Annotated in this window: 2 protein-coding genes (1 of these 2 cut by a window edge); both read right to left on the bottom strand. The window is 41.0% G+C overall.

Features of this window, described 5'->3' with window-relative positions; genetic code table 11:
• A complete protein-coding gene (locus ABH960_RS17005) occupies positions 1–15,504 on the bottom strand; it encodes an SDR family NAD(P)-dependent oxidoreductase (protein ID WP_404446895.1) in 15,504 nt (5,167 codons plus the stop codon).
• Positions 15,476–26,868, bottom strand: partial view of an amino acid adenylation domain-containing protein gene (locus ABH960_RS17010; protein ID WP_404446898.1) — the 3' portion only. Its footprint extends 10,924 nt past the window's final position; 11,393 of the gene's 22,317 nt are visible here — the last part of the coding sequence; its start codon lies off the right edge, out of view; it ends in the stop codon at positions 15,476–15,478. Before ABH960_RS17010 ends, ABH960_RS17005 begins: the two co-directional genes overlap by 29 nt.

Here is a 26,868-nt window from a genome sequence, read left to right on the forward strand (position 1 = left end):
TTACTGGCGTATTTTTTTCTTAATATCTTCAAGCCCGATTTTACCACTTTTAAAACCTTCCAGCATTTTTTTCTTTTCTTCTATTTCATTGGCATGATGCACATTAGGCACAATGCACACATCCGAGGTAGATTCTTCAGCCAATTCTTCAAACGAATCCATATTTAGATCCGTATGGATTCGTGCTTTTGATTTTCGCGGGGGCATCTTGTCTTCTAGATGTTTAGCCAAAGCATTAATTGTCATCAATTCGAGCAATTCAGTGGACCGCAATTGGATATCGAAATCCTTCTCAACTTTACGTTGAAGTCTTAACCAACCGAGCGAATCTATTCCTAACGCATGCAAATCCTTATCAAGAGGAAGCTGATCGTTCTTCATACAAGAGTACTCGCTAAAAAATCCGACTAAATAAGTTATAAAATCAGATGTACTGGATTCCACTTTGTGCGAGATTTGCTTAGCCGTTGCTGAACTCCCTCTCTGCGATGTTCTCGAGACATGAGTCTCTGAGTGCCAATATCTACTGCGTTCAAATGGGTATGTCGGAAATGGAATAATCTTACGTACCGACTGCTGATGTAGTCCATTCCAATCAATCGGGCACCCTTTTACCCAAAGTGCAGCAAGTCGTTCCAGGTCACGATCATTAATTAATCCCCGAATCAGTTCCTCTCCTCGTCGACCGGAAACAAGAGCCTCCAATGGAGCAAAATCTATTTCTGCATTCCCTTTAAAAAAGGGCTGATTCAGACAATCTTGTGATTGGTGCTCTTCTATATAACTGGTTAAGTAATTTTTTGCCTCTTCCACTGAAGAAACACAAAATGCAAGACGATAAGGAAACTCGTTGCGCCCAAGCTGTAAAGTATATGCTAAGTCTGGTAAAAATACATTCTCATTTTCATCCAAATAGTGAAGTGCATTTTCTGCCATTCTGTCTAGCGCTGCATCATCTTTTGCAGATAAAATCACAAGTTGTGGTTCAAATTCGGTTTCAGATCGAGAGACGATTTTACTTCCTTGATATTCCTCAATGATTATACTCACATAACTGCCACCTGCACCGATAGAATTGATTAATGCCCGCCTCGGAGAAGTATCTGGATAATTCAGCTCTCCCCTTGCCGCTTCATTCCATGCCTCTAATTTTCTTGTTAACCTGAATGGCAGATTCTCAAGATCCAAATTCGGATTGATCTGCCCGACTTGAACGATTGATGGAATCGTCCGGTTCTCCAATTGTAGCAATACCTTCGTTAATTGGGCAACTCCTGAAGCAGCCTCTGGATGACCGATATTCGACTTCACTGATCCTATCGGAACAGGTTGATTTATGTTCTTAAACACTTGGGCTAATGCGTTCAGCTCTACTGCATCACCAAGCGCAGCACCATTAGCGGCCGCCTCAATATATCCAATCTCATGAGGTTCGAGGCCCGCACGTTCGAGACAATCTTCAACCACTTTCACCTGGGTCTTGAAATTCGGAGCCATAAAACCATTGGCTTGTCCACTGTGCATCGACGAACTCGACTTAACCACGCCCATAATGTTATCCCCATCTCTTATTGCATCACGAAGTGGTTTCAACAGTACAACGCCTACACCTTCGGAAGGCAAGTACCCGTCTCCTGCACAAAAACTTCTGCTTTCTATACTGCTGGCGAGCATTTGAGACTGGCTCAACGCTACATATTTGTGAGGATGAATACTTAGGTTCACACCGCCAGCAATCGCTAATTTAGCTTCACCCTGCGCTAAAGCATTACACGCTAAGTGGATTGCCATAGCAGAGGAGGAGCACATATTATCGACAGCAACACTAGGACCTTCAAAGCCAAAATAGTATGACAATCGATTAGCAATCAGACTGTATGAGGACACCGAAGTCAAAGCATGACCAACGATATCAGATTCATCTGCCTGATACATCTGATACATTGCTCCCATATAAACGCCTACTCGACGATCATAATGAGTTTTTATTTTTGATTGCGTAATCCCGCTTTCTTCAAGTAATTCCCAGACCATTTCTAATGATAAACGCTGTTGAGGGTCCATAAACTTCGCATCGCGTGGTGTGATGTTAAAAAATTGAGGATCAAATTGGTCTACACCTTCAATAAATCCCCCCCACTTACAATAAGCTGTACCAACCGCGTCTTTATCTGGATCAAAATAATTGTTCACATCCCAGCGATTTTCTGGAATTTCACTTATACAATCTTTATCATTTAACAAATTGTTCCAAAATTCATTTATATTCTGTGCTTTAGGATAACGCCCTACAACACCGATAATTGCCACATCCGATGGATTTTCTTGCCTTGGAATGGTTGGCTTCTCTTCTTTCTCATCAACCATGGTAGAGAGTAAGGACTTTTTATTGTCCGGTTTGATAGTCGGTGCCAATGAACCTGAATCCATCATCTTTACTTTAACGTCAAATAGCTTGTTCAGTTTCGAACGATGTTGTTCTAGCAAATAGTTCGACAATTCCCTAATGGTTTGAACCTCAAAAAACAGTGTTTTAGATAGCGGCCCAAAGCTCTGCTCAAGCTGTGAGATAATCCCCATTCCGACAATTGAATCCATCCCGTATTGTTCAAGAGGTGTATCGATATTCAGTCGATTAACTGAGATTTTTAGTCCTTGTGAAATCTGTTCTTTAAAATATTTTATAGACCTTTCTCTTAAATAGATGTTATCCTCGATGGGGTTGGCAACAGCAACCTCCAAAGCACCTGAAATATCGTTAGACCTTGCTGAATCCACTGTTGTTTGTTCAAGTACGTATTGCTTCCCGGAGTATACGAGAACATTTGGTTTAGTGGACGCAATGCAACGGTTAAATGTACTCAGTCCATCTTCTGTCTCCAGTGGGATAATTCCTACGCTCTTGAGCTTAGAGAGTGTCGAAGTATCGACTTGCATCCCTCCATATCTCCACAATGGCCAATTAATTGAAACTGTTTTTCCCTTACGTGATCCTTGCTCCACAAGACCATTTCGATATTCCGCAAATCCATCCATAAACCCATTGGCAACGGCATAATCTGCCTGTCCGATATTCCCTAGAGCACCTGTCACAGATGAAAAGCATACAAAATAATCCAATGGTTCGTTACAACTGGCTTGGTCCACATTGATTAATCCCGTGACTTTAGGCGCCAACACTGTATCGAATTCATCAGTGGTCTTTCTGACGATAAAATTATCCTTATTCACACCCGCACTATGAATGATGCCGTTCAACCCGCCATATGCCTTGTGAATATCAGAAATCACCCGATTGATTAAATCTCTATCCGTAATATCAGCCTGGATAAACTCAATGGTGCATCCCAATGATCGAATTTCATTGATTCGTTGTTGCGCTTCAACTCCGGGTTTAGAACGACCGATCAATACAATCGTAGACTCAGATGTACTTTTCGCGATTGCCTGTGCAAAAACCAAACCAAGACCACCCAGTCCTCCAGTGATCAAGTGCACTCCTTTGTCCCTCCAAGGAACAGTTTCCGTAGAGTCAATATCCACACTTTGATATCTCTTTATCTTGCGTCCACCCTTGTCATAACGGATATCCTGTTCGGAAGGTCGTGCAGCATTGTAATGTAAAATATCACCAATTTTACTTAATTCGTTATGTTGAATACCATGAATATACTGCGCTTTAAATCGGGGATTCTCTTGTTCGGCAGTTTTTAGCAATCCGGCTAGCCCTGTAAAGCATTCTGATGCAGTACCAACATTCGTTAACGTGACAACTTGAGTAAAAATAGCACGTTTCGTACCAATTCTTAACAACTCTTGAATCATTTCAAATAATTGTTTCGTAACTGACCGATATTGAAAATCCAGTGAATCATCAGTTAATGAAACATATTTCATAGTAATCAGATCACCAAGCTGCAACTCTACCTTATTCTTCATTTCATCGTCTATATTCCCTATAACGATAGCCACTCGTTCAAAGTCTTGGTGCTCTTCAAACCCGGCAGGTTCTTGAGCTTCAGGGACTGTCTCCCACTCGGCAGACAATATTTCTACATCACTATCCTTCTCGACATTTCTTCTCACCTGTCGCGAACTGAAACCTGTAATATCCACGCATATGCCTCCTTCACTATCTAGTACACTGATATCGAGTTTCTGTATTGTATCAGATGAATGACTGTTGGAATTGTAACGAATCCATGCATAAGCAGTCTCCGGTATGGTACGAATCACGTCCATAGATTCAACCGCGAATGGTAAGAACAGATTAGAATCCGAGTTAACTTTTTCATCAGGGCAAATGGCAATCCCAATGGATGCTTGTAATGCACCATCCAGTAAACTCGGCATAAGAATATAATCTTGCATCTTCCCAACAAGTTCTGGCGGGATGGACAGTCGAGCTATTACTACCCTCAGCCCGTTCTCATCTTTGCCTATATGGAGCTCATCGATACCTTTGAATCCAGGTCCATAAGAGAATCCCCTTTGTGTAAACTCTGCATAAACCTCATCCTTTGTAAATCTTCCATCGTTACATTGATTCATCAACTCATTCAAATTCACTTTATGAGCATCTGTAACGTGGTCCACAATCACCACACCTTGGCTGTAAAGAAGTTCTTCTTCATCCATTGTCTCAGAACATATAGAGAATTCCGCTTTATTTTGACTTATTGCCTTGATCTTAGTCCGAAGATTTAGCGGTTCACCAAACATCATTGCAGGTCTGAGCCATAGGATGTCCCGAAGTTGAACACGACGAAGCATTTCCTGATCTGTTTCTGAGAAAATATTCTCCACGTCAAGTGCTCGTCTGGCTGCCTCCAGCCCCATTTCCAAATGTACTACTCCCGGTAAGGTGGGTGATTCCTGTACAATATGGTCTTTTAGAAAAAACTCATTTCCCGTAAATGTTGATAAAAAACTAACTTGGAAGGCATTTGAAACATTATTATGGATAAGCGGATGACCCATGTCAGAACTGATTGTCCACATCCTTCCATTTAGGACGGATTGATCGACTGCCCAATATCTTTCCTGAGCAAAAGAGTAAGTGGGAAGACTTAGGCGTTTCGGCTTTCTTTCACCTTCATACAAGCTCTTCCAATCAAATGATCCTCCACTTACCCATAAATCTGCTATTTTATTGTATTGACCCTGTTTTATCCAATTTACAATGACCTCATTTGGGTGTTCATCTGCAAGTAGTCTCTTTGGTTTCTCACTATCAAAAAAGACAGAACCTCTACTCCATTTCCCTTCCATTGTAGGATTCTGAATAAACGAATTGAGATTAGCAATGACCTCATCGATGCTTGTTGCAACCATCGCTATTCGTTCTATCATTTCTTCTCTACCTACTTGAAGCGTATATGCAACGCTAACAAGTTCAATCGTATTTTCCTTTGATAGGAAATTCCTCAATTTTTCCGCTTGACTTATCAATTGTTTTTGAGTTGCTGCAGATAACACAATAACAACAGGATCTGAATTGTTCATCGTCTCATCCTCATCATCTGGCATTGTATATTCTTGTATCACTACATGAGCATTCGAGCCTCCAGCACCAAAACTAGATATACCTGCTATACGTGGAAGTACAACCTCTTTCTCGTTAATAATACGCTTCGGACATTCCCAGTTTTCCAAGGATTGCTGCACCTTGAACGGTGTCTTCGAAAAATCGATATTGGGATTTAATGTGCTAGAATGCAGACTCGGAACAATCATTTTGTGTTTCATTTGAAGTAATACTTTCGTTGCAGCTGCAACTCCTGCGGCACTTTCACAATGACCAATGTTTGATTTAACAGACCCAATGGAACAACTGCCCGGAATCACCTCCCTATTGAAATTACGGTATGCTTTCATTAATCCTGCAATTTCAATAGGATCACCTAATGAGGTTCCCGTACCATGGGATTCAATATAACTAATATCACAAGCATGGACTCCTGATGCTTCTAACGCATTTATAATGACATTACTCTGCGCATTTGGATTGGGTACAGAGAAACCATTTGTTTTGCCTCCATGGTTTATGGCTGTCCCTTTAATCACACCATAAATATGATCACCATCCGCAATCGCTTGTGACAATGGTTTAAGAACTAATGCCCCTACTCCTTCTCCAGGAACATAGCCATCCCCGCCTTTCCCGAAACTCTCACAGCGCCCTTTACTTGAAGCAAACTTCCCCTGACTCAACATCAAATACTTATTAGGATGAACACTAACATTCACACCACCAGCAATGGCGACCCTGGATTGACCACTTTTTATCGATTCGCAAGCAAGATGAATTGCAGTAAGTGAAGATGAACACATTGTATCCACCGTCATGCTTGGTCCGTGAAAATCAAAATAGTAGGATACACGATTAGCAATCGCTGATGAATTCCCCGAAAGCGCAATATAATCTCCTTTACTTTGCGCCTGAGCGCCGTAAAGCTGATACTCCTCGTACATCACGCCTACATAGACACCAATTGCCCTGTTCCCATGATCAATCTCACCTTTTCTAGAAAAAGACGTTGCGATAGATTCACGGGTATATCCTGAATCTTCAATCGCTTCATATACACTTTGTAAAAACAAACGCTCTTGAGGGTCCATATACTCTGCTTCACGAGGAGATATATTAAAAAACAATGGATCGAATTGATCGAATCCGTTGATAAACCCTCCCCACTTACAATAACTTTTGCCGTGGGCATCTTTGTTCTCACTATAATATTCGTTATAATCCCACCTGCTTGAAGGAATCTCACTAATGCAGTCTTTTCCTGACTTTAAATTTTCCCAATATTCCTCAAGCGTATCTGCTTGAGGATACCGTCCACTGATACCGATAATGGCAATATCATTTTCTCCGCCCCTCGTTTGATTGAGAATTGTTGAACTTTCGGGAGTTATCTCCACCTTCATAGAGGAGTAGGAAATCGATTTCTCCTCTTGAGAATCATCTCTTTCCTCTTCATTTACAGAAAGTGAATCTGTAACATCTAAAATCGTGATAAGACGATCTCCATGCTCGTTGATGAAATACTCTGCCAACCCACGTACAGTCTGAACCTCGAAAAAGATCGTTTTAGATAATGGACCAAAAGTTTTTTCAAGATGATCGGTAAGATCCATCGCCATCATGGAGTCCATTCCATACCGCTCCATCTGTAAATCTACATCTAAACATTCAACAGGTAGCGAAAGGGCATCAGCGATTTGCTTTTGAAAATAACGCACTACAGTTTCTTGAAACGAGGAACCTGAGTTGTTATCTGGAGCGACTGAAAAGGCAATTAGTTCAGACTCCAATTTTTTTTGAGAATCTTCGTCAACCTTCAATACTCTCGAACTCAACCCTTTCAATTCCGCACATATACGTCCCTCAACATCACACACTATGATGTCTAACTTACAAACAGCATGATTTGGTTCGCTTTCTTCACTGTACCTTATCCAAGCATAAGCCTCACCAGGAGTTGGATAATAAATATGACCTACATCGAGTGCAAATGGTACGCTTACTCCTTGTTGGCTCTGCTGTTCTGAAACAAAACTAATATTCATCGCCAACGTGGCCTGCAGTGCACTATCCATCACCGAAGGATGTAGAACAAATTCAGATAATGTATTTCGAACATTTTCTGGACAAGATAATCTAGCTATTGCCTGAGGAAATCCTCTGTCATCCACACCACATGTTATCTCTGCCACTGATCTGAAAGAAGAACCATAGTCAATTCCGAGTTGCTCGTAAGTGTCGTAAACTGCTTTACTCGTCACATGTTGTAAGTTGCAGGATTTTAGCAATTTCCCCACATCTAACATTGGTTTATTATTTGTGGTAGAGTCAATAAATCTTGCATTACCATAACAATGTACCAAATCCTCATTGCTAGCCTCTCCGTAAATCTCAAAGCCTAGTTCATCGTTATTTAATGATCGGATGCGAGTCCGCAGATCTAGTAAATTATTAGCAATTACAGCAGGTTTGAGCCAAACCAATCGGGATAACGATACTGCTCTAAATTGTGTTGCTCCACTTGCGCGAATAGATACTTCCCTTGCCATTTCTAAATAAGCGACACCGGGCAGCGTTGCTTGACCATTCACGATATGGTCAGATAGAAAGAACTCATTCCCATTAAAGTGAGAGGAATATGCGACTTCTTTTAAGCTCGAATGATTCTGATGAATCATTGGATGAATTCTGGTCTCATTCGTGGCAGCGACTGTCGAATCTTCATACAAGTTACCTATTTGAGAAATGCCCTTCACCCAATAGCTTTTCTCTTCAAATGGATAGGTTGGTAAACTTATCCTTTTTAACTTTTGATTATCTGTATGAATCCGTATCCAATCAAAATGGAGCCCTTGAACCCATAGATTAAGGATAGGCTCATAACGCTTATTTACTACCCATTCCGCGACTGCGTTAAGTCGATCCTGATCCGAGTTAAATTTAGACAACCCTACACCTGTTAGCTTCACTCTACCTTTATACCACGAAGCATAATTAGGTACGTCTTCACATATGGATTCTAGTTTTTGCTTAAGATCTTTCATATCATAAACGACAGTAGCCAACCTTTCCTCCATCGGATCCCTTCCAACCTGGAGTGTAAACGCTATACTTCCAAGATCTTCGTACGTCAATCCATTCTTCTGAATAAAGTCAAGCAAATTTTTAGATATTTTTATCAATTGTTTTCCGGAACGTGCTGATAATACGATCGGATAACCCGAACGCCCATTGTGATTTTGGGTTTTCCCTTTCTCACTCTGAACATCCTTTTCATATTCTTCTAGTACAAGATGTGTGTTTACCCCACCAAATCCAAAAGAACTAATTCCTGCCCTTCTGGGAACTGCTTTACCATTGGTTCCCTGATGCACTTCCCATGGACGGTTCTCCTGTAAAATATAAAAAGGACTCTGCTCCAGCTCAATATACGGATTCAATGTTTCAGTATGAAGACTCTTTACGAGCGTTTTGTGTTTCATCTGAAGTACCGTTTTGATTACGCCAGCTACGCCAGCAGCAAGTTCAAGGTGACCAATGTTTGATTTTACGGAACCTATCCCACAAACCGAAACTGTACCTAAATGACTTCCGCTCTCTTCATGTAAATCCTTATAAGCTTTCTTAAGCGCATTCAATTCAACGGGGTCACCAAGCTCAGTTCCAGTTCCATGAGCTTCGATATAGGTCACCGTACTTGGGTCAATCCCGGATTGCTGATGTGCAGCTTTTATCAGCTCCGCTTGAGCATTAGGGTTGGGAGCCGTCAGTGAATTGGCGCGACCTCCATGGTTTTCCGCGCTTCCTAGAATCACACCGTATATGTGGTCGCCATCAACTTCAGCCTGTTCGAGAGACTTGAGAATTAATATACCAACACCTTCGCCTCTTACATAACCATTCGCTTGATTGGAAAATGGTTTACAACGTCCATCCTCACTTAACATTCCTGCCCGACTATAGCTAATATGAAGATCGGGGCTTACGATGGTGTTTACTCCACCGACAATCGCCATATTTACTTCACCGCTGCGTATAAGTTCAGCAGCACGATGTATAGCAACTAGAGAGCTAGAACAAGCTGTTTCAATCGGCTCACTTGGACCATGCAAATCTAGCAAATAGCTAATTCTATTAGGACCAATAGAACCTGAAATGCCTGTTGCTGCATAGCTTTCGCCTTGTTTACTTGCTTTTACCATCAAATTACCATAACCACTTGGTGCAGTTCCAATCAGAACTGCTGTGTTCGATCCACCTAAGCTTGACGGTGCATATCCAGCATCTTCTAGCGCGCGCCATACGTGAGTCATTAACAATCGTTGCTGCGGATCCATGGATTCTGCTTCACGTGGGGAAATACTAAAAAACAGAGGATCAAAAAGATCTATCCTGTTCATGAAGCCGCCCCACTTCACATTGGTTTTTCCTTCAGCGGATTTTGGATTTCCATATAATTTACGCCAATCCCAGCGGTCCGAAGGGATTTCAGTAATACAGTCTACCCCATTCAATAAGTTATCCCAGAATTGGTCCAAATCATCCCCTTGAGGGAAACTACCACTCATTCCGATAATGGCAACACGTTGACCATTCTTCGATGGATGATTGTTTTTATCCAAATGATCCGAGACTTGGTCTTCGGTTTGATGAGCCTCACTGAAAGAGGAGTCAACGAATGTCTCTATTTCTTCAGACTCTAATCCATCGCATGTTAATTCGCTCATATTTTGATTGAAACCTTCCTGAACTGCAAGTGTAGCCTCGTGCTCGTTACATAAATATTCTGCAAAGCTACCAAGTGTTGGATACTCGAAAAATATGGTTGGTGTAAGCAAAATATTATATTTTTGATTGATCATATTGGCAAACTTGGTTAAGCTGATTGAGTCGTACCCGTATTCGCTAAATTCAACACTAAGATCAATATCATCAGATTGAACCTTCAGTTGCTCCGTCACGAGATCTATCAATGCAACCTGTATTTGTTGCAACAACTGCTGTTCATTCAGGAAACAACTTCCATTTGTAGGTTGAACTGTAATGGAATCCGATTTTACCTCCATTGTCAGAGTAGAATAAAGATTAAAGGCTTCCATTACCTTAGATAAATCACCGGAGAACACACATAGTTGGTTGAATTCGGAACCTAATGCTGTTCGAAATGCTTCAACACCTTCGCGCGAGCTTAGTGAAATAAGCCCCTGTGCACGAATTTGATCTTCGATATACTGATCTACCCTCATGCCTCCCTCAGCCCAAAGCGGCCAGTTGATAGAAAGTGTTTTCCCGAAGCGTTGACCGCTGTTAACCAATTCTGCACGCCAGGAAACATATGCATCCATAAATCCATTAGCAGCAGCATAAACAGATTGCCCAGGATTTCCAAGCTCACTGACATTGGAGGAAAAGCTAACAAAAAAATCAAGACGATGACTTCTGCTTGCATCATCTAGGTTCACAATACCTGCAACCTTTGGTGATAACACCTTATAAATAGTATCGCTTGATTTATTCATGATTAAACCATCATGAATAACCCCCGCTGCGTGAATAATTCCGGCTAGTTCTCCATAACTGGATTCTATGTGAGTAAACAGCCTCTCCACTGAATCCAATTGCGAAATATCACAAGGATAGTACTCTGCTTTGATACCTTTTTCACGGAGGGAATCTAGCATTTCCTCGGCACCGTGGTCCCTTGTTGAACGTCCGGATAAAATCACTGTTCCATGAACAATATTGGAGGCAATATAATGAGAAAAAATATGCCCCAATCCACCAAGTCCTCCTGTTATAAGGTAAGTTCCTCCCTCACGCAATACGTTCGAATGCCCCTCCTTTTTGTCATCTAACACCTTTTTGTAATTTTTGAAGTAAACCGTATTTCCAACGTATTTCAAATCTCTAACCTGCTGTAGTACCGAAGAGAATATCAAGTTCTTAAAGGCTTGAGAGTCGAACGGATCGAACCAACCGATGCACTGTGTGCGAATCGAAGGATGCTCCATGGATAACGTCTTAAGGAATCCAGATATTCCACTATATACCCAGTTCGTCTTTGATTCATCAACTAAAACAACAACCTGTAGCAATTTTTTTCGCGTACTCTCGTTTTCACCGAATCCTTTAATGGCAGAGATCATCTGCTGAATTACATTTTCATAACGCTCGCTTTGTGTATTTCCATCAAACTGTAAATAATCTAGCTCTATCGATTGAGGCAATACATGTCGGATACTCTCCAGCATTCCTTGATGAATAGAACCGATAAATACGACTCTATGGGATACATTTTGCTTATCTAGTGTATATTGTTGATTTATTAGAAGATCAGATGACGTCCAAACAGGAGCAATGAACGACACATTATCATGACGACGTCCCGAGACCTCATATTCCCTTGTTGAAATTCCTTTGATGTCAATGCAAATATTACCTTGAACATCACATATGGTAATATCCATTTTTTGGAAACCTTCGTTTTGTATACAACCAGCAGACCTTCGAATCCATGCGTAAGCCTGATTCGGTGTCGGTTGATATATATCCAGACTTTCAAGGGAAAACGGAAGCCTTGCTTTTCCATCAAATTCAATGTCCCTTTGACTTACAAGACCTAATGCCATAGTTGCCTGCAAAGCACCATCCATGATGCTTGGATGCAACACAAACCCTATATCTTTAATGTCATTGCTGCGGGGGATCTCTAATTTAGCGAGTACTCCTGGAAAGGAGGCTTCATCTTGACCCACGCTTAACTCAATCACGGATTGATGTGATTTCCCATAGTTAAGACCAATATTTTTGTACATTTCATAAAATTGTTGAGCGGAAAGTACAAGATCTGTATAAATATTTGATAGCTCAGAAATATCCACTATTGAAGGAGATTGGGAGACCAGGCTCCCAACACCTTGACTATAAATAAGCTCCTGCTCTTTCGCTCCTGCATCAACTATCTTATATTCAAACCGATCGCTCGATTTTCGCATGATACGCACATCTAATGAAATTTCGTTTTCAGTTAAAGTCCCAGGCTGAAGCCAAATGACATTTTGTAGCCTCAATTGTATTTTCACCGATTGTTTCAACTTTTTATCATAAGTACTCGAAATGATCCGTTGTATCGCTTCACGAGCCATTTCTATATATACGACACCAGGTACAACCATGGTCTCATTGACTTTGTGATCACGCATGAAGAAGTCGTTGGCTGTAAAGGTAGAACGAAAGCTAAGCCTGTCCCCCATTGAAGTATTTCTATGAATCAATGGATGCAGGTGACTTTCTTGGTATTCCTGGTTTTGTTTGGATTCACGTGCTTTATGACTCAACCAAAACGATTGTTCGGAAAATGGGTATGTCGGCAACGAAATTCTTCGGTGCTTCTCATGATTAAATAATTGCTCAAAAGGTAGCGTATAACCTTGGAGGTATAGCTTAGCAATCAAAGAAATCGCATTGTTGTAAAGAGCTTCACTCGTTATCATATGGCATTCTCTTGCACTGTTATGAAACGTCTTCCACTCCGGGTGAGCTTCGGTTAAAGGTGTTGGATCACCATTGCCAGTTTCAACTCGACTACTTCGGTCTCCCTCTAGCCATTTCGTAAGTTCAATAGTCAACTCAGATAGATTCTTTACGATTACAGCGAGTCGGTTACGGGTTTGTTTTCTGCCAATCATCAAGGTGTAGCTTACATTCCCGATTGAGGTATCCGGTCTTTGCTCAATAAAGGATAAAATATTTTTTACTTGCACTTCCAACTGCTTTCGATTTCTTGCAGAAAGTGCGATAAGATAAGAATGATTACTTGGGTAAAATTCCTCAGTATCCAGTTCTTCAGACAGTACTACATGTGCATTGGTTCCACTATAACCAAAAGAACTCACTGCGGCATGACGCACCCCTTCCTTCTGAATCCACTTTCTTCGACTATCATTAACAAAGAAAGGACTTTCGCTAAGATCAAGATGTGGATTTAAAGCAGTGAAATTTGCTGTCGGAGGAAGCTCCTTATTTTTAATCGCTAATGCCGTTTTAATAACCCCTGCGACTCCAGCAGCACATGCCGTGTGACCAATATTACTCTTTACTGAAGTTAATGCACAGAAATGGCGTTGATCCGTATAACTGTTGAATGCGTTCGTCAATGCATCAATCTCAACAGGATCACCAAGTGCTGTACCCGTCCCATGAGTCTCAACGAGCTGAATATCTTCAGGGTTTATATTGAACTTTTCATATATGCTCCGTTGAAGCGCTGCCTGTGCATCCGCGTTAGGCGCAGTAATGCCGTTGGATTTTCCATCTTGGTTCACCCCCCATCCCTTGATTACCGCATAGATATGATCTCGATCTCTACGAGCATCTTCAAGCCGCTTCAGCATAATCACACCCACACCTTCAGCTGGTACGAATCCATTCGCTCGACTATCAAAGGCAAAGCAACGACCATCAGGGGACAATGCGCCGAGCTGACTCATTACCACATGGAGATTAGGACCTGGAATGACCCATACCCCACCAGTTAGCGCTACATCAATATTTTTTAACAACAAATTATCACAAGCGGTAACGATTGCGACCAATGAAGAGGAACACGATGTGTCAATCGACAAACATGGTCCGCGTAGGTTGAGATAATAGGAAATACGACTTGCCAAAACTGCATTATTGTTACCCAGATTTTGGTGAGAATTCAAATCCGTCAAATCCAAATCATCGCCATAATCATTCTGAGAACAACCAATATATACTCCGCAATTTGTACCTGATAGGGAGGAGGGATCATATCCTGCATCCTCTATGCATCGCCAACTCTCCTGCAGCATCAATCTCTGTTGAGGATCCATGTATTCCGCTTCTATCGGTGATATGTTGAAGAACAACGGATCGAACTTATCCGCATTCTCCAGCACTCCCATCCATTTGCTATATGTTTTCCCCGGTACATTAGGTTTTGGATCATAATAATCGTCTACCGACCAACGAGAAGAAGGTATTTCAGTGACACAATCTTTACCATCTAAAATATTATTCCAAAATTCATCTAACGTTTCAGCTTGTGGGAATTTCCCAGACATTCCAATGATCGCAATATCACAGGTTTGTGATCCTTGAGCCTCTTTCGTGATGTCGTCCTCCATGTCATTCTGTGATTTTTTTGTAACGGCTACCTTAGTATTGGCTATCATTTCGTGTTGTTCATTGAGCTGAACCGTGCTCTCATGAATATGCACGGTTGGCTTATTGTTCTGGGACAGATCACTTTGTATATCGTTCGTAGAAGTCTTCATCACTTCAGTATAAAACTTGTCTATCAAATCCCCATATGTTTGAATTAGATACACTGCGAACAACCTGATTGTCGGATAGCTATACACCTTAGTAATGGAAAGTGAAAGCTGAAATAAACTATTCAAATTTCGCATCCATATAACGCTATAAATAGAATCTAGACCTAGTTCCGTAAATGGAGTATCTTCGTCAATCATATCTGGATCTAGATCCATTTCTTTCGCTAAAGTTTTCTTTAGCTCTGATACAATCTTGAGTAGAAGTGAAGCATCTGACACTGTATCTTTTTGTTCCATCAAATTACTACTCACTTCTAGTCCTTCTCTGTCTTGATTGTTATGACTTCCTAATGGTGTCAATAATTGATTCTCAGATTCATTATGATTAACAACTGATGGTTCCTTTGAATTCTCCATTTGGGACAACATATAGTGATGAAATTCTCCCAATGTTGGGTAACTGTACACCTTGGTTGCAGGCAATGATATGCCAAAATGTGAATTGATTTTTCTCAGCCACATTACACCAATAATCGAATCTAAGCCCATCTCAACAAACGGAACATCGGCCTGGATCAATTCTTCTTCAATATTTAATTCTTTCGCCAAACTGCTCCGTAGAAACTGATAAACATCTTGCTCCCTAAGATTCATGTTGTTTTCTACCCCCATTTGTTTCCACTTTTATGATATTTTTAATATACTTTGCAATTGTGTTCTCAATCTGATGATTGAGTATCTTCGGTGCTTCGAGCATACTGTAATGGCCTACATTTTCTATGAATTCAACGTGAATATCATGACATTTGGCAGCATCAATGTTGGTTGGCAACCAAGATGATGAATTAATTAATGTTAAAGGTTTACGAATTCTACTTTTCACCGTCTGCATATACACAATCATTTCGCGAAATGATGATTTCAGAATATACTTGCTAACCGAGTTCCTTACCAATTCAACGAATTTGATTAGAGAGGAATCTGCATCGGGAAGAAACATACCCTTAACTTCTTCTTCACTCTCCAAAAAGAAGTCAACGACCCATTCCAATTTCTCATCGGTTAACGGAGTTGGTTTCACATTATGCAAACTATCCACTGCAATAAGACCGATGACGTGTGCATTTAAGAGGTATTCCGCCTCAACAATGATTGGGCCACCTAAAGAATGGCCAATCATGATGACATGGGTTAACCCAAGAGCATTGACCACAGATGCTACATCATTTGCATACGCCTCAATGGTCCAATGCTCTCGATTACTGCCTGAATCTCCATGACCAGCCAGGTCTATATTGACAACACAATAATGGTTGCTGAAATAATCCACTTGTTCAGCCCAAAAGCTTGAATTACATCCCAAACCATGGACTAGAACAATCGCCTTGGAACCTCTTCCCGATACCTCATAACTGATTTGAACCCCGTCCTTTGACAGAGTTGTGTTTCGATGTTTGTACTTTTGGTATTCTTGCAATGGTGGCTTACGTGCAATAATGCCTACATGCTCCATGCCTGATGCATGCGAATGCTGGGCACTTTGATCAATGCCAACAGCTTCAAAATAACCGTGTTTCTCAACAATAAAGCCCGCTAATAAACATTCCCTTTCAAATACATCTGGGTCCAATACATTAATCAGGTGTGGTCCACCTGCCACAACAGAAGGATCGAAATAAGCTCCCACATTTTCAATAAAGCCTGGCCAAGGATCGCCCTCTCGTTTGCGCTGTTCATATTCCGGTGCTTTGGCTTGCCAATAGCCAAAATAAGGAGAATCCGTGCTAAGAAAAATTTTCCCTCCAGGTTTTAACCAACGATACATCTTTCTTAGAGTAAGTCTCACGTCATCAGGACTTAAGAAATGAATCACTCGACTAGCATGGATGGCACTAAACCGACCATCCTCAAAATCAACATCGGGGAGTTTGCCCTGTTTCAGGGTGAGCCGATCCCGATAATAATCTTCGACTCGCTGCTCGAGAATATCTAAATGCTTTTGCTCAAGGTCCATTGCAAAAACTGTTGCACCGCGTTCCAAAGCGGCAATCGATGCTACTCCATAAGCACATCCGATATCAAGAACCTCACCGCCACAATTACCTGCATATCCAGCAAAATCACTGGAATATGGGATAAGGTGTTCCACCATTACACCCGTTCTATTTAGGGTTGGAACCATTCCTTGGAAACCGATATCTGCTGCAGACTTTAGATCCTCTAAGATGTCATGTTTCTTAACGATCTTCACTTGTGTTGGGATGGGTTTCGACTCGAATTTTAACAAAGGAACTAAAGATATATTGTTCGGCTTTTCCATTTGTCCTTTAAAAGAAGACGCCTTGCGTTCATAATCATTCAAAGGAACGAGCAATACCTTATTGTTATTCTCATTTGTTTCTGGTTTGACTGCCTTTGGTCTATTTGAAGGGACTTCTTTCGTCATATCGAACATTTCCCCACTCCAATACCGTTTCGTTGAAAAGGGGTATGGAGGCAACTTGTTACATTTTACGATCGCTTGCTGATCGATTTTCTTCCATTCCAATGCGTATCCTTTGGAATGGAGTCGGGCCATATCCGATACCCATTGAATATACGTTTCTGGTTGGATGTCTTTCTCGTTTAGTTGCCTAGACTTTCGTTTCATTTCGTCAATCATTGAAGGATCGGCGACGAAATCACGCCCCACCACATCAACATAAACTCTTTCTGTTGAAATGCCACGAAGTGCGTTTCTCCAACATTGCAACGCGTCGTTGGCAGAGGTAACCACAATCGCACATCGATGTCTGAAGTGATGCCTTTTCTTCACTAACATGTCACTGATTCGATTCAGCGTGGATGCATTAATTTCCTTACGTTCAAACATGCCAATCATGGAAGTGATTCGTCCCTTAAGCGCATCTTTGGTCTTAGCTGACAATACCAACAAATAGCAAGGTACTTGAGCCGGGATAACATATGCTTTTGGCTCATATTGTCGAATGACGAGATGTGCATTCGTTCCGCTCATACCAAATGCACTAACAGCACCCATCCGTGGGTTCGAACTAGTCGATGGCCACTTCTTCATGGATTTATTCACATAAAACGGACTATTCTCCCACTGAATATATTCACTCTCATTCTGACAGTTAAGCGAAGGAGGAATAACACCATGTCGAATAGATTCGGACAATGAAATCAGACTGACAAGTCCAGATGCAGCAAACGTATGACCAATATTGGGCTTAGTAGCTGTTAAGGCACAAAACTCTTTTTTGCTTTTCACTCCACTAAATGCACGGATTAAAGCATTAATTTCAACAGGATCACCAAGACTCGTCCCTGTGCCATGTGTCACTATATGCCCTATATCCTCAGGATCGATATTATATTTTTGATAGACAGATTCAATCAACTCTTGCTGAGCATGTCCGCTAGGTGCCATAATCCCATTCGTTCTTCCATCATAGTTAATACCACTACCTATGATAGTACTATATATCTCATTTCCATCTTGTTCAGCTTTGGTTAAACGTTTTAACACCAGAACAGTAACAGCCTCACCAGGAACCATGCCATTAGCGCTTTGGTCGAAGGTATGACACTTCCCATCCTTGGATAACATCCCCATCTGGCTTAACGCAATGAAGGAATCATGTGATAGTACAAAATTTGCCGACGCTACAATTGCAATATCGCACTCCTCTGCCCGCAAGCTCGCACAAGCCTGGTGTACAGCAACCAAGCCTGATGAGCAAGCTGTATTCATTGCCAAAACTGGCCCTTTCAAATCTAGAAAATAAGATAGTCTTGAAGCAAGTATTGCATCATTATTCGAAGTCATTGTACCTCCGTCAGAAACAAGGTGATAGTCACCAGGCTCAACGCCGACAAAAACACCGACTTTGCTGTGAGATAGTTCTTCTTCACCTAATCCAGCATCTTCAAGTGCCTTCCATGATTCCTGTAACAAATGGCGCTGACGGGGATCCATTATTTTCGCTTCCCTTGGTGAAATCTCGAAAAATAATGGATCAAACTCTGCAACCTGATCAATACTTCCCATCCACTTGCAATTCGTTGTTGTTGGCGTAATTTTTTCAGAATAATACGCCTCTACATCAAACCGAGTTTTGGAAACTTCTTTGATAGAATCACGACCTTGAACAAGATTTTCCCAAAAGCGTTCAACAGAATCTGCCTCAGGAAACAAACCACTCATTCCGATAATTGCAATCGGTTCTTCAGCCATTCGATATTTATCCCTCGACTGATTATGCCCCTCTTGATTGATAGATTCGCATAGAGGAAGTGATTTTGATTGTTGAGATACGCGAGAAATTTTTGTTTCATTCTTTGGTACCGATTCATGCTTCAGCATCGACTCAATCTCCGAATAATGTTTCTCAAGAATAAATCCAATCAATTCGGATAAAGTTGTATAGTCAAAGAAGATAGAAGGTAAGATGGTTACACTCAATTTCTCAGAAAGTATTCTCGCGAATTGTGCAATTCGGATAGAATCTAAACCGATATCTGCAAAGATTCTTTCGGTATCCAGTTTCTCCGTTGATACGTTTAACAATGAGCTTGCTATTTCTTTCACAATAGAAACCACCGAAGAGCGAATGGCAAATTCCGATGTAGCAATCTGATCACTAGATAAGAGCGAAACACTCTTCTTAGTAGGAATCCAATTGGTATCACTTGATAAATACTCTCCTATCACTTGCTCTACCTTTCCATCTTTCACATATAATATAACTGGACTTGCACACTCCGTTCGGAGAGTAGCAAGTAATAGATTCATCATCTGATGAAAATCTAAGGGTCTCTGTAAGCTAGATTCTAAATACACATCTAGCAGTTGCTTATCTTTCTCTTCGCGAGCCAATGCTCCCATTCCACCGTCTTCAAGAAACGGCCAATTGATGGCGTACACAGGATAAGGCTTGATATATTTCACCTGTCTAGCACGAGCCAAGCTTGACTGAAAACGATTTGCAACAGCATAGTCGCAACTGCCAAAATCACCTAAAACGGATGCAATGGATGAAAAATGACATATAAAATCAAGAGATTCTGCACCAAAAACCTTTTCTATAGCTAACGTTCCCATCGTTTTAGGATGGAGAATCTTATTTATATCCTCCAAGGTCTTATCCGTAAGTAAGGTTCTCTCGGCAACACCTGCTAGGTGGAAAATTCCATTTACAGGAAGATGCTTCTTTTTATAATCCTTATACAGGTCACGTAATACCTTGGTATCGCTAATGTCTGCACGCCAATAAGTAATATGATCGGACTTCCCGTCTAGACGTTTAACCCATTCCGAATTGGAGATATCAAACTCACTTCTGCCAATCAGAATGACTTGAGCGTCATGTGATGTAACCAAATACTCCACCAGCTTCCTACCAACACCACCCGTACCTCCTGAAACAACATAGGTACCGTTAGTGCGTAACGGTGAAGCGGAATCCGTATTAATATCGATTGGACGTAATACATTTGCATATCTGATACCACCTCGATATAACACGCTGGTACGATCGGAATGAAGTAGTTCTTGGACTACCATTTGCGACCAATGTTTGAGATCAGTGGAATTTTCACTCATAACTACCCTTACCGTAATATTTGGAAGCACCTGTTTGGTTGATCTCTCTAAGCCTATCAAGCAATCAAGAGAGGCTTGTTCTACATCTTCACCATATGCTCCCGCGATGATAACATCAGAAATTTGAAGCGTTGAGCGGGCAATAGACTGCATCATCCCCATCACAAATGACACATCTAATAATGCTCGATTCTCTTCAACAGGCCACATATAGACTATTGAACTGACGTCCAAATGACTTATCACTAGAGCCTCAAATAAATGCTCCAAAGTACTTGGATTGTTATGATCTAAGGAATACACCGTATCCGAAATACGAAGGAATTCATTCCCTTTAACCACATAAATGACATTCAATGACGGGGCTATCATAGCAATGATTTCAGCAAATTTATTACGCGATGCAGGATCATGAAGAAAACAAATAATAGATTTGTTTTCTTCCTCTACTATCATCGATTGCGTTAATGCTAATGGTTCCCAAGCCTCCTCGAATGCCTTAATCGAAAACGAATCCTTGACAGAAGGTACAGGTTTGATTAAATCTTTCGTAATATTTTCATCTTGAATACAATAGTGTTCTTTACTAAACGGATACGTAGGAAGACTTACCCGAACTGGTTTCTGACCATCATACAGACGGGACCATTGTACATTCCCACCTTCTGCCCACCACTTTGCAATCCTCATGACATTTCCTGTATCTAACCAATGATTCAACAACAATTGTTCTTCTTCATCACTAATCAGAGTACTAAGATTGTCTATACACCCTGAAAAAGAACAATGATCTGGTTTTCGATCGATAAATAACTTAAGGGACTCGATAAGTTCCTGGATATTTCGAACAACAAAAACAACCCGCCAAAACATCGGAACTCTCCCCGCTTGCAAAGTGTATGCCATCGAATTCAGATTGATTTCTTCCTGCGAGGACTGAAGATAGTTCAACAAATCAGAAACGTACTGGTTAAGATTCTCCTGTTTCTTTGCAGAAAGGGGGATAATGAACTGACCTTCGTCACTTATTCTCTTTTGTCTGTTATCCATATCCATATTAGGCGCCTCCAAAATCGCATGTACATTTGTTCCGCCAATACCAAAAGAGCTCAAAGCAGCTCTTAGAGGGAAATCTCCTTGTTCTAGCTTGAACCCGTGATCTGCGACATAAAATGGGGATGTTTCAAAATCTATATTCGGATTTGGTTGTTTGTAATGAATGGATGGCGGCACATAGCCATTACGAAGCACCAATGCTGTCTTGATGCATCCAGCTAAACCAGCAGCAGCATCCAAATGACCTATGTTACTTTTGACCGATCCAATGGCACAATACTGATTCTGATTGGTGTACTCGCGATAGGCATCACTTAACGCTGCAATTTCTACAGGATCCCCAAGCTTTGTACCGGTTCCATGTGCTTCAACATATGAAATGGTATCCGGGTGAACATCGGTTGCATTATACACTTGCTTGATGACATTTGATTGTCCTGAAACACTTGGTGCGTAAAAACCAGTCTTGTCATTCCCGTCATTATTGATGCCGATGCCACGAATAATCGCATAAATGTTATCGTTATCTTCAATCGCTTTCACTGCATCTTTAAGAAGCAGAACTGCAACACCTTCTCCTCCGATCATCCCATCAGCACTTGCATCGAACGTCTTGCAATGACCATCTGAAGATAAACTAAGCCCCTCCTCATGTAAATATCCAACACCGGGCTTGGCATGAACCGTCGCAGCACCAACCAGCGCTTGCGTACACTGCTTCGAGCGTATTGCGTTAAATGCAACAGACATCCCTGCTAAGGAAGACGAACAGTTTGTATGAACAAACATGCTTGGACCTTTTAAGCCCAACTTGTACGAAATCATTGTTGGAATAGTCCCCATTTGCGAAAGCAAGAAGTTGACCAGAGCTTCCGAATCCTGTTTATCCATGTTTTTCATAAGTGCGGAATGGTAATGAGAATTGCTGGTAGACATATAGATCCCGGCATCTGAAATATCAGACGGCACATACCCCGCATCCTCGATGGCCTTCCACGAATTACTCAACAACAGCCTTAACTGTGGATCAAACAATTCAGCATCCTTCGCCGACACTTTAAAGAAATCAGTATCAAAATCATATTTCCCTCCAATCGTAGACTGCGCGGGAACAAAACGTTTATCCTTCAAAATATTAGGGGAAACGCCCATTTTTTTCAATTCCTCTTGTGAATAGAACTGAACACTTTCAACACCATTTACGAGGTTGTCCCAAAACTGTTGGGAATTCTCTGCTCCAGGGAACTGACACGATATACCGACGATTGCAACACTGGACTGATAGTAATCAGGCAGTTTATGACGTTGGTTCATCTCCCTAGAGGTCATTTGATCTGCTGGGATTCTTCTCGTTATTTTTTCATTTTCCACTTGGTTTTCTTCTCTTCCCAAATATGCGGCAATATCTTTCGCCTTAGGATATTTAAACATGTCCGTCACAGTGAAAGGAACTTGGAATGTCTCGCTTATCTTGTTGGCAGCGATCGCAGCCGACACTGAACTGCCTCCAACTTCATAAAAGCCCTGATTTGAACGAATATTTCTTATCCCCAACACACCACTCCAAATATCGAGGACAGTGTTTACAGCGTCACCATCAGATTGATGGTGACCCATTGGTTGCTCAAGTGAAATCGATCTCTGCTTGAGAAGATTTCTATCTAATTTGAAATTAGGTGTCTGCGGAAGCTTATCAAGCTCAATAAAATAAGCAGGTATCATATATCCAGGCAGTATTTTAGCAAGATATGTTCTCAAATCTTCCTCCTCTATAATTATATCTGCCGAGGTAGTAGGTTTACAAATAAAATAAGCAACAAGTTGGTTTTCTTCTCCTAAAACTTTATCAATTACAGCACATTGTGCAATTGCTGGATGATGCATAAGCTGCGTCTCGATTTCACCAAGCTCAATGCGATAGCCCCTAATCTTTACTTGAGAATCAATGCGTCCAAAATATTCAATGCTGCCATTCGGTTTCCAGCGTGCTAGGTCTCCGGTTTTGTACAATTTACTGCTAGACCCAAAAGGATTGTCAACGAACTTCTCTTCATTCAATTCATGGCGATTCAAATATCCTTTAGATACTCCATCTCCTGCAATACATAGCTCTCCAAGAACCAAAATAGGATTTGGTTTTCCCTGGTCATTAAGTATATATATTTGTGTATTATCGATCGGTTTACCAATGGTTATCGGACCATCCGCAGTTATTCGACTGACAGTGCTCCATACGGTCGTTTCAGTTGGTCCATAAAGATTCCATGCCTCCGAGCCGGAATCACAAATCTGTTTTCTAAGTGACGCAGACATCGCCTCGCCACCACACAGCATTTTGAGTTTCTCACGATTGCGCCATCCACAGTGGAACAACATTGACCAAGTAGATGGTGTAGCCTGCATAATCGTTGGAGAAACCTTTTCTATGAAACCTTTTAAGGCCTCTCCGTTCTTTGCTGTTACGGAATCACAGATAAAACAAGTCGCCCCCTGAATGAGCGGCAAAAATAATTCCAATGCTGCGATATCAAAACTATGTGTTGTAACCGCCAGCATGATATCATTCGCCCCTAGACCAGGACATTTCGCCATGGAACATAAAAAGTTCGTTAACGCCTGATGGTGAACTTTAACCCCTTTGGGCTTCCCAGTACTTCCAGATGTATAAATAACATATGCCAGATGATCGCTTCCTGTAGATTCCTCGCCCCTCATTATTTCTTTGGATTTTTTTAATTCTTCAGCGTCATATTGATCGATAGAAAGCACTCTATGTTCATTCGAGTCGTTATCCAAATTGTCCATAATCGACTGTATATTTGTGGACAGTGATGATCTTGTCAGAACGATTCTGACGTCCGAATCAGACAAGATATGAGCGACTCGTTCATTCGGAAATCCAGGGTCAATCGGGACATAGGCAGCCCCTGATTTTAGAATTCCAAGCATCGAAATGACGAGCTCCACCGATCGATCCATAAAGATTGCAACCATTTGGTTTCGACCGACTCCACAATGTTTTAAATAAGAGGCAAGCTTGTCGCTTCTTGTATCCAATTCTTCATAGGTTAGGTGAAAATCGTCATATACCAAAGCGGTTTCCATGGGTACCTCTTGTGCCTTTTCTCGAAAAAGCTCATGGACACACATCTCTCGCGGATATTCACTGCTCGTGTCATTCCATTGATTCAATACGATTTCCAATTCCACTTCAGACATGACAGAAACATCATCTATTCGTTGAGCAGGGTCACGAAGGAACTGGTTTATCAGCTGAAGATAATGCTTATTTATTCTGCTGATGGTTTCTTCATCATATAAGTCAGCATCGTACTTCCAATTCAAAATATAGTTTTTATTCTCATTAGCAGGCTCAATCACTTCAAGAACCAGTTCATACTCACCTTCCTGATGAATTCCATCGACATATTGAAAAGCATGTGTATTTAAGGAATCTGTATCCATCCAATCCTGGTACATAAACACAATTTGAAATAATGGCGTATAACCTACATCATAAGGAATGCCAAGTTCCCGTACCAGAAGTGGAAATGGGTAACTCCTTGATACAGCACTAATGATCGTTCGCTGTAAATTCTTACATAATGATTCTAACGTATCCCTTTTTTCCAAACGGGATCTAATCGGAATCATATTTACATAATTTCCTATAACGTTCTGTTCATCTTCTTCTTCGCGACAGTTTAAAGGCATACCGATCACAATATCTTTTTGCTTAGAATAGACTTTCAACAGCATATTGAACATGGCCATGAAAACGGTAGATGTATAAACATTTAAGTGACGAGCAACTTGAGCCACTCCGAAACTATCTTGATCCGAAAGTCGGTACGATAATGTAGCACCCGTTGAATCAAAAACTATATCCTTTCGTGGTTGGTCAGTGTATAACTGTACTGGAGCAGGTGCATCATGTAATTGCTCTTTCCAATAATGAAGTCTGTTCTTCCCTTCTTCATTTGCTACAAGTTGCTGTTCTTTCATTACAAAATTACGATAACGGGCATGCGAATCTGACTTAGGAAGGGATTTCCCAAAAATCGCTGCTTCATAAGCAGAGAACAGTGTCTTCATGAATACAATGGATGACTGTCCATCAAACACGATATGGTGAACATTAAATAATACGAGTGATTCATTATCGGATATATGGTAGACGTTAAGTCTACAAATCGTTCCTTCTAGACTAAATGGCTCCTTTGATTGTTTTTTGACGTAATCCAATGCATCCGCATGACTTAAATGTGTTAGGTCATCTTCAGGAATTGTCGGTTCACCGTAAAAATTTTCAACCATGACCAGCTCACCATTCATTTCACGTACAGCAGAGGTCAAAGCAGGATTTTTAGCAAGTGTGTATCGATACGCCTCCTCCAGCGCTTCACGAGAAAGTTGATTTACTTTAAAACACAAAGGCACGTTATACGAACTAGATTTCTGTAATCCTTTTTGTAACGCCCAGATTCCCTTTTGAGAAGAAGATAGTGGACACATAATGTTCTCTTCCATCGTCTCTCTTGTAGACCTGTCAAGTACAATCGATTGATCCTCTTCAGTAGTTACAGCAAGCTCTTCAAGTTGGTCAGAATATATTTCACTCAAGTATGTGGCTAATTCATTGATTGTCGGATACTCAAACATCAGCGCCGAATCAAACAATGGATCAATATGTTTCCTAATCTGCTGTGTAATGCGAATCATCGCTTTTGAAGGCAGTCCCAAATCAATGAAATTTGTCTCATAATCACCGGTTGGCACTTTGCTGATTATTTCCTCTTCAATTGCATGTACTAGAAACTTTTGCATAAATGCATACGTGTTTGATTGTACTTCGTATGAATAATATTCCGGTGGCTGTATCTGTTTCAATTGTTCCTCATGAATCACCTGATTTTTGGAAGAAGGAGGTTTGGTCTCCAACGGGATTTCTCCTTGACCCATCACTTGTTTTTTTGGACTTTCCGGTTCCCAATAAAATAATTTATTAAAAGGGTAGGTAGGCAGACTAATTCTGTTCGGTCGTTCAGACCAATACCCGATTTCCCATGGTACTGGATAACCTCGAAGCCAATGGGATGAAATCATTTCATATTTATCCGAATCCATTGCATTCATGATCAATTTTTGTGCTGACTTGTCTCTTGCATACTCTCTTTCCAGTTGATCCACTTGGTCAATCGTTACCGAATCATGCAATGCAGTGTTCAAAGCTGAATGTAGTTTTTTAATTAACTCCTCAACGGTTGAAACAATAAACAGAATACGGGTTTCCATATGTTCACGTCCGACCTGCAGCGTATAAGCAATATCCTCGAGACTCGCATCACATGAAGTTAAATGACTCGCTAGAT

It is taken from the genome of Bacillus sp. RC252, from assembly GCF_044909215.1.
Taxonomy (GTDB): domain Bacteria; phylum Bacillota; class Bacilli; order Bacillales; family Bacillaceae_G; genus Bacillus_A; species Bacillus_A mycoides.

Coding starts and splice junctions, on each gene's coding strand:
- ABH960_RS17005 (WP_404446895.1), bottom strand. CDS start 15,504: ATGGGGGTAGAAAACAACATGAATCTTAGGGAGCAAGATGTTTATCAG.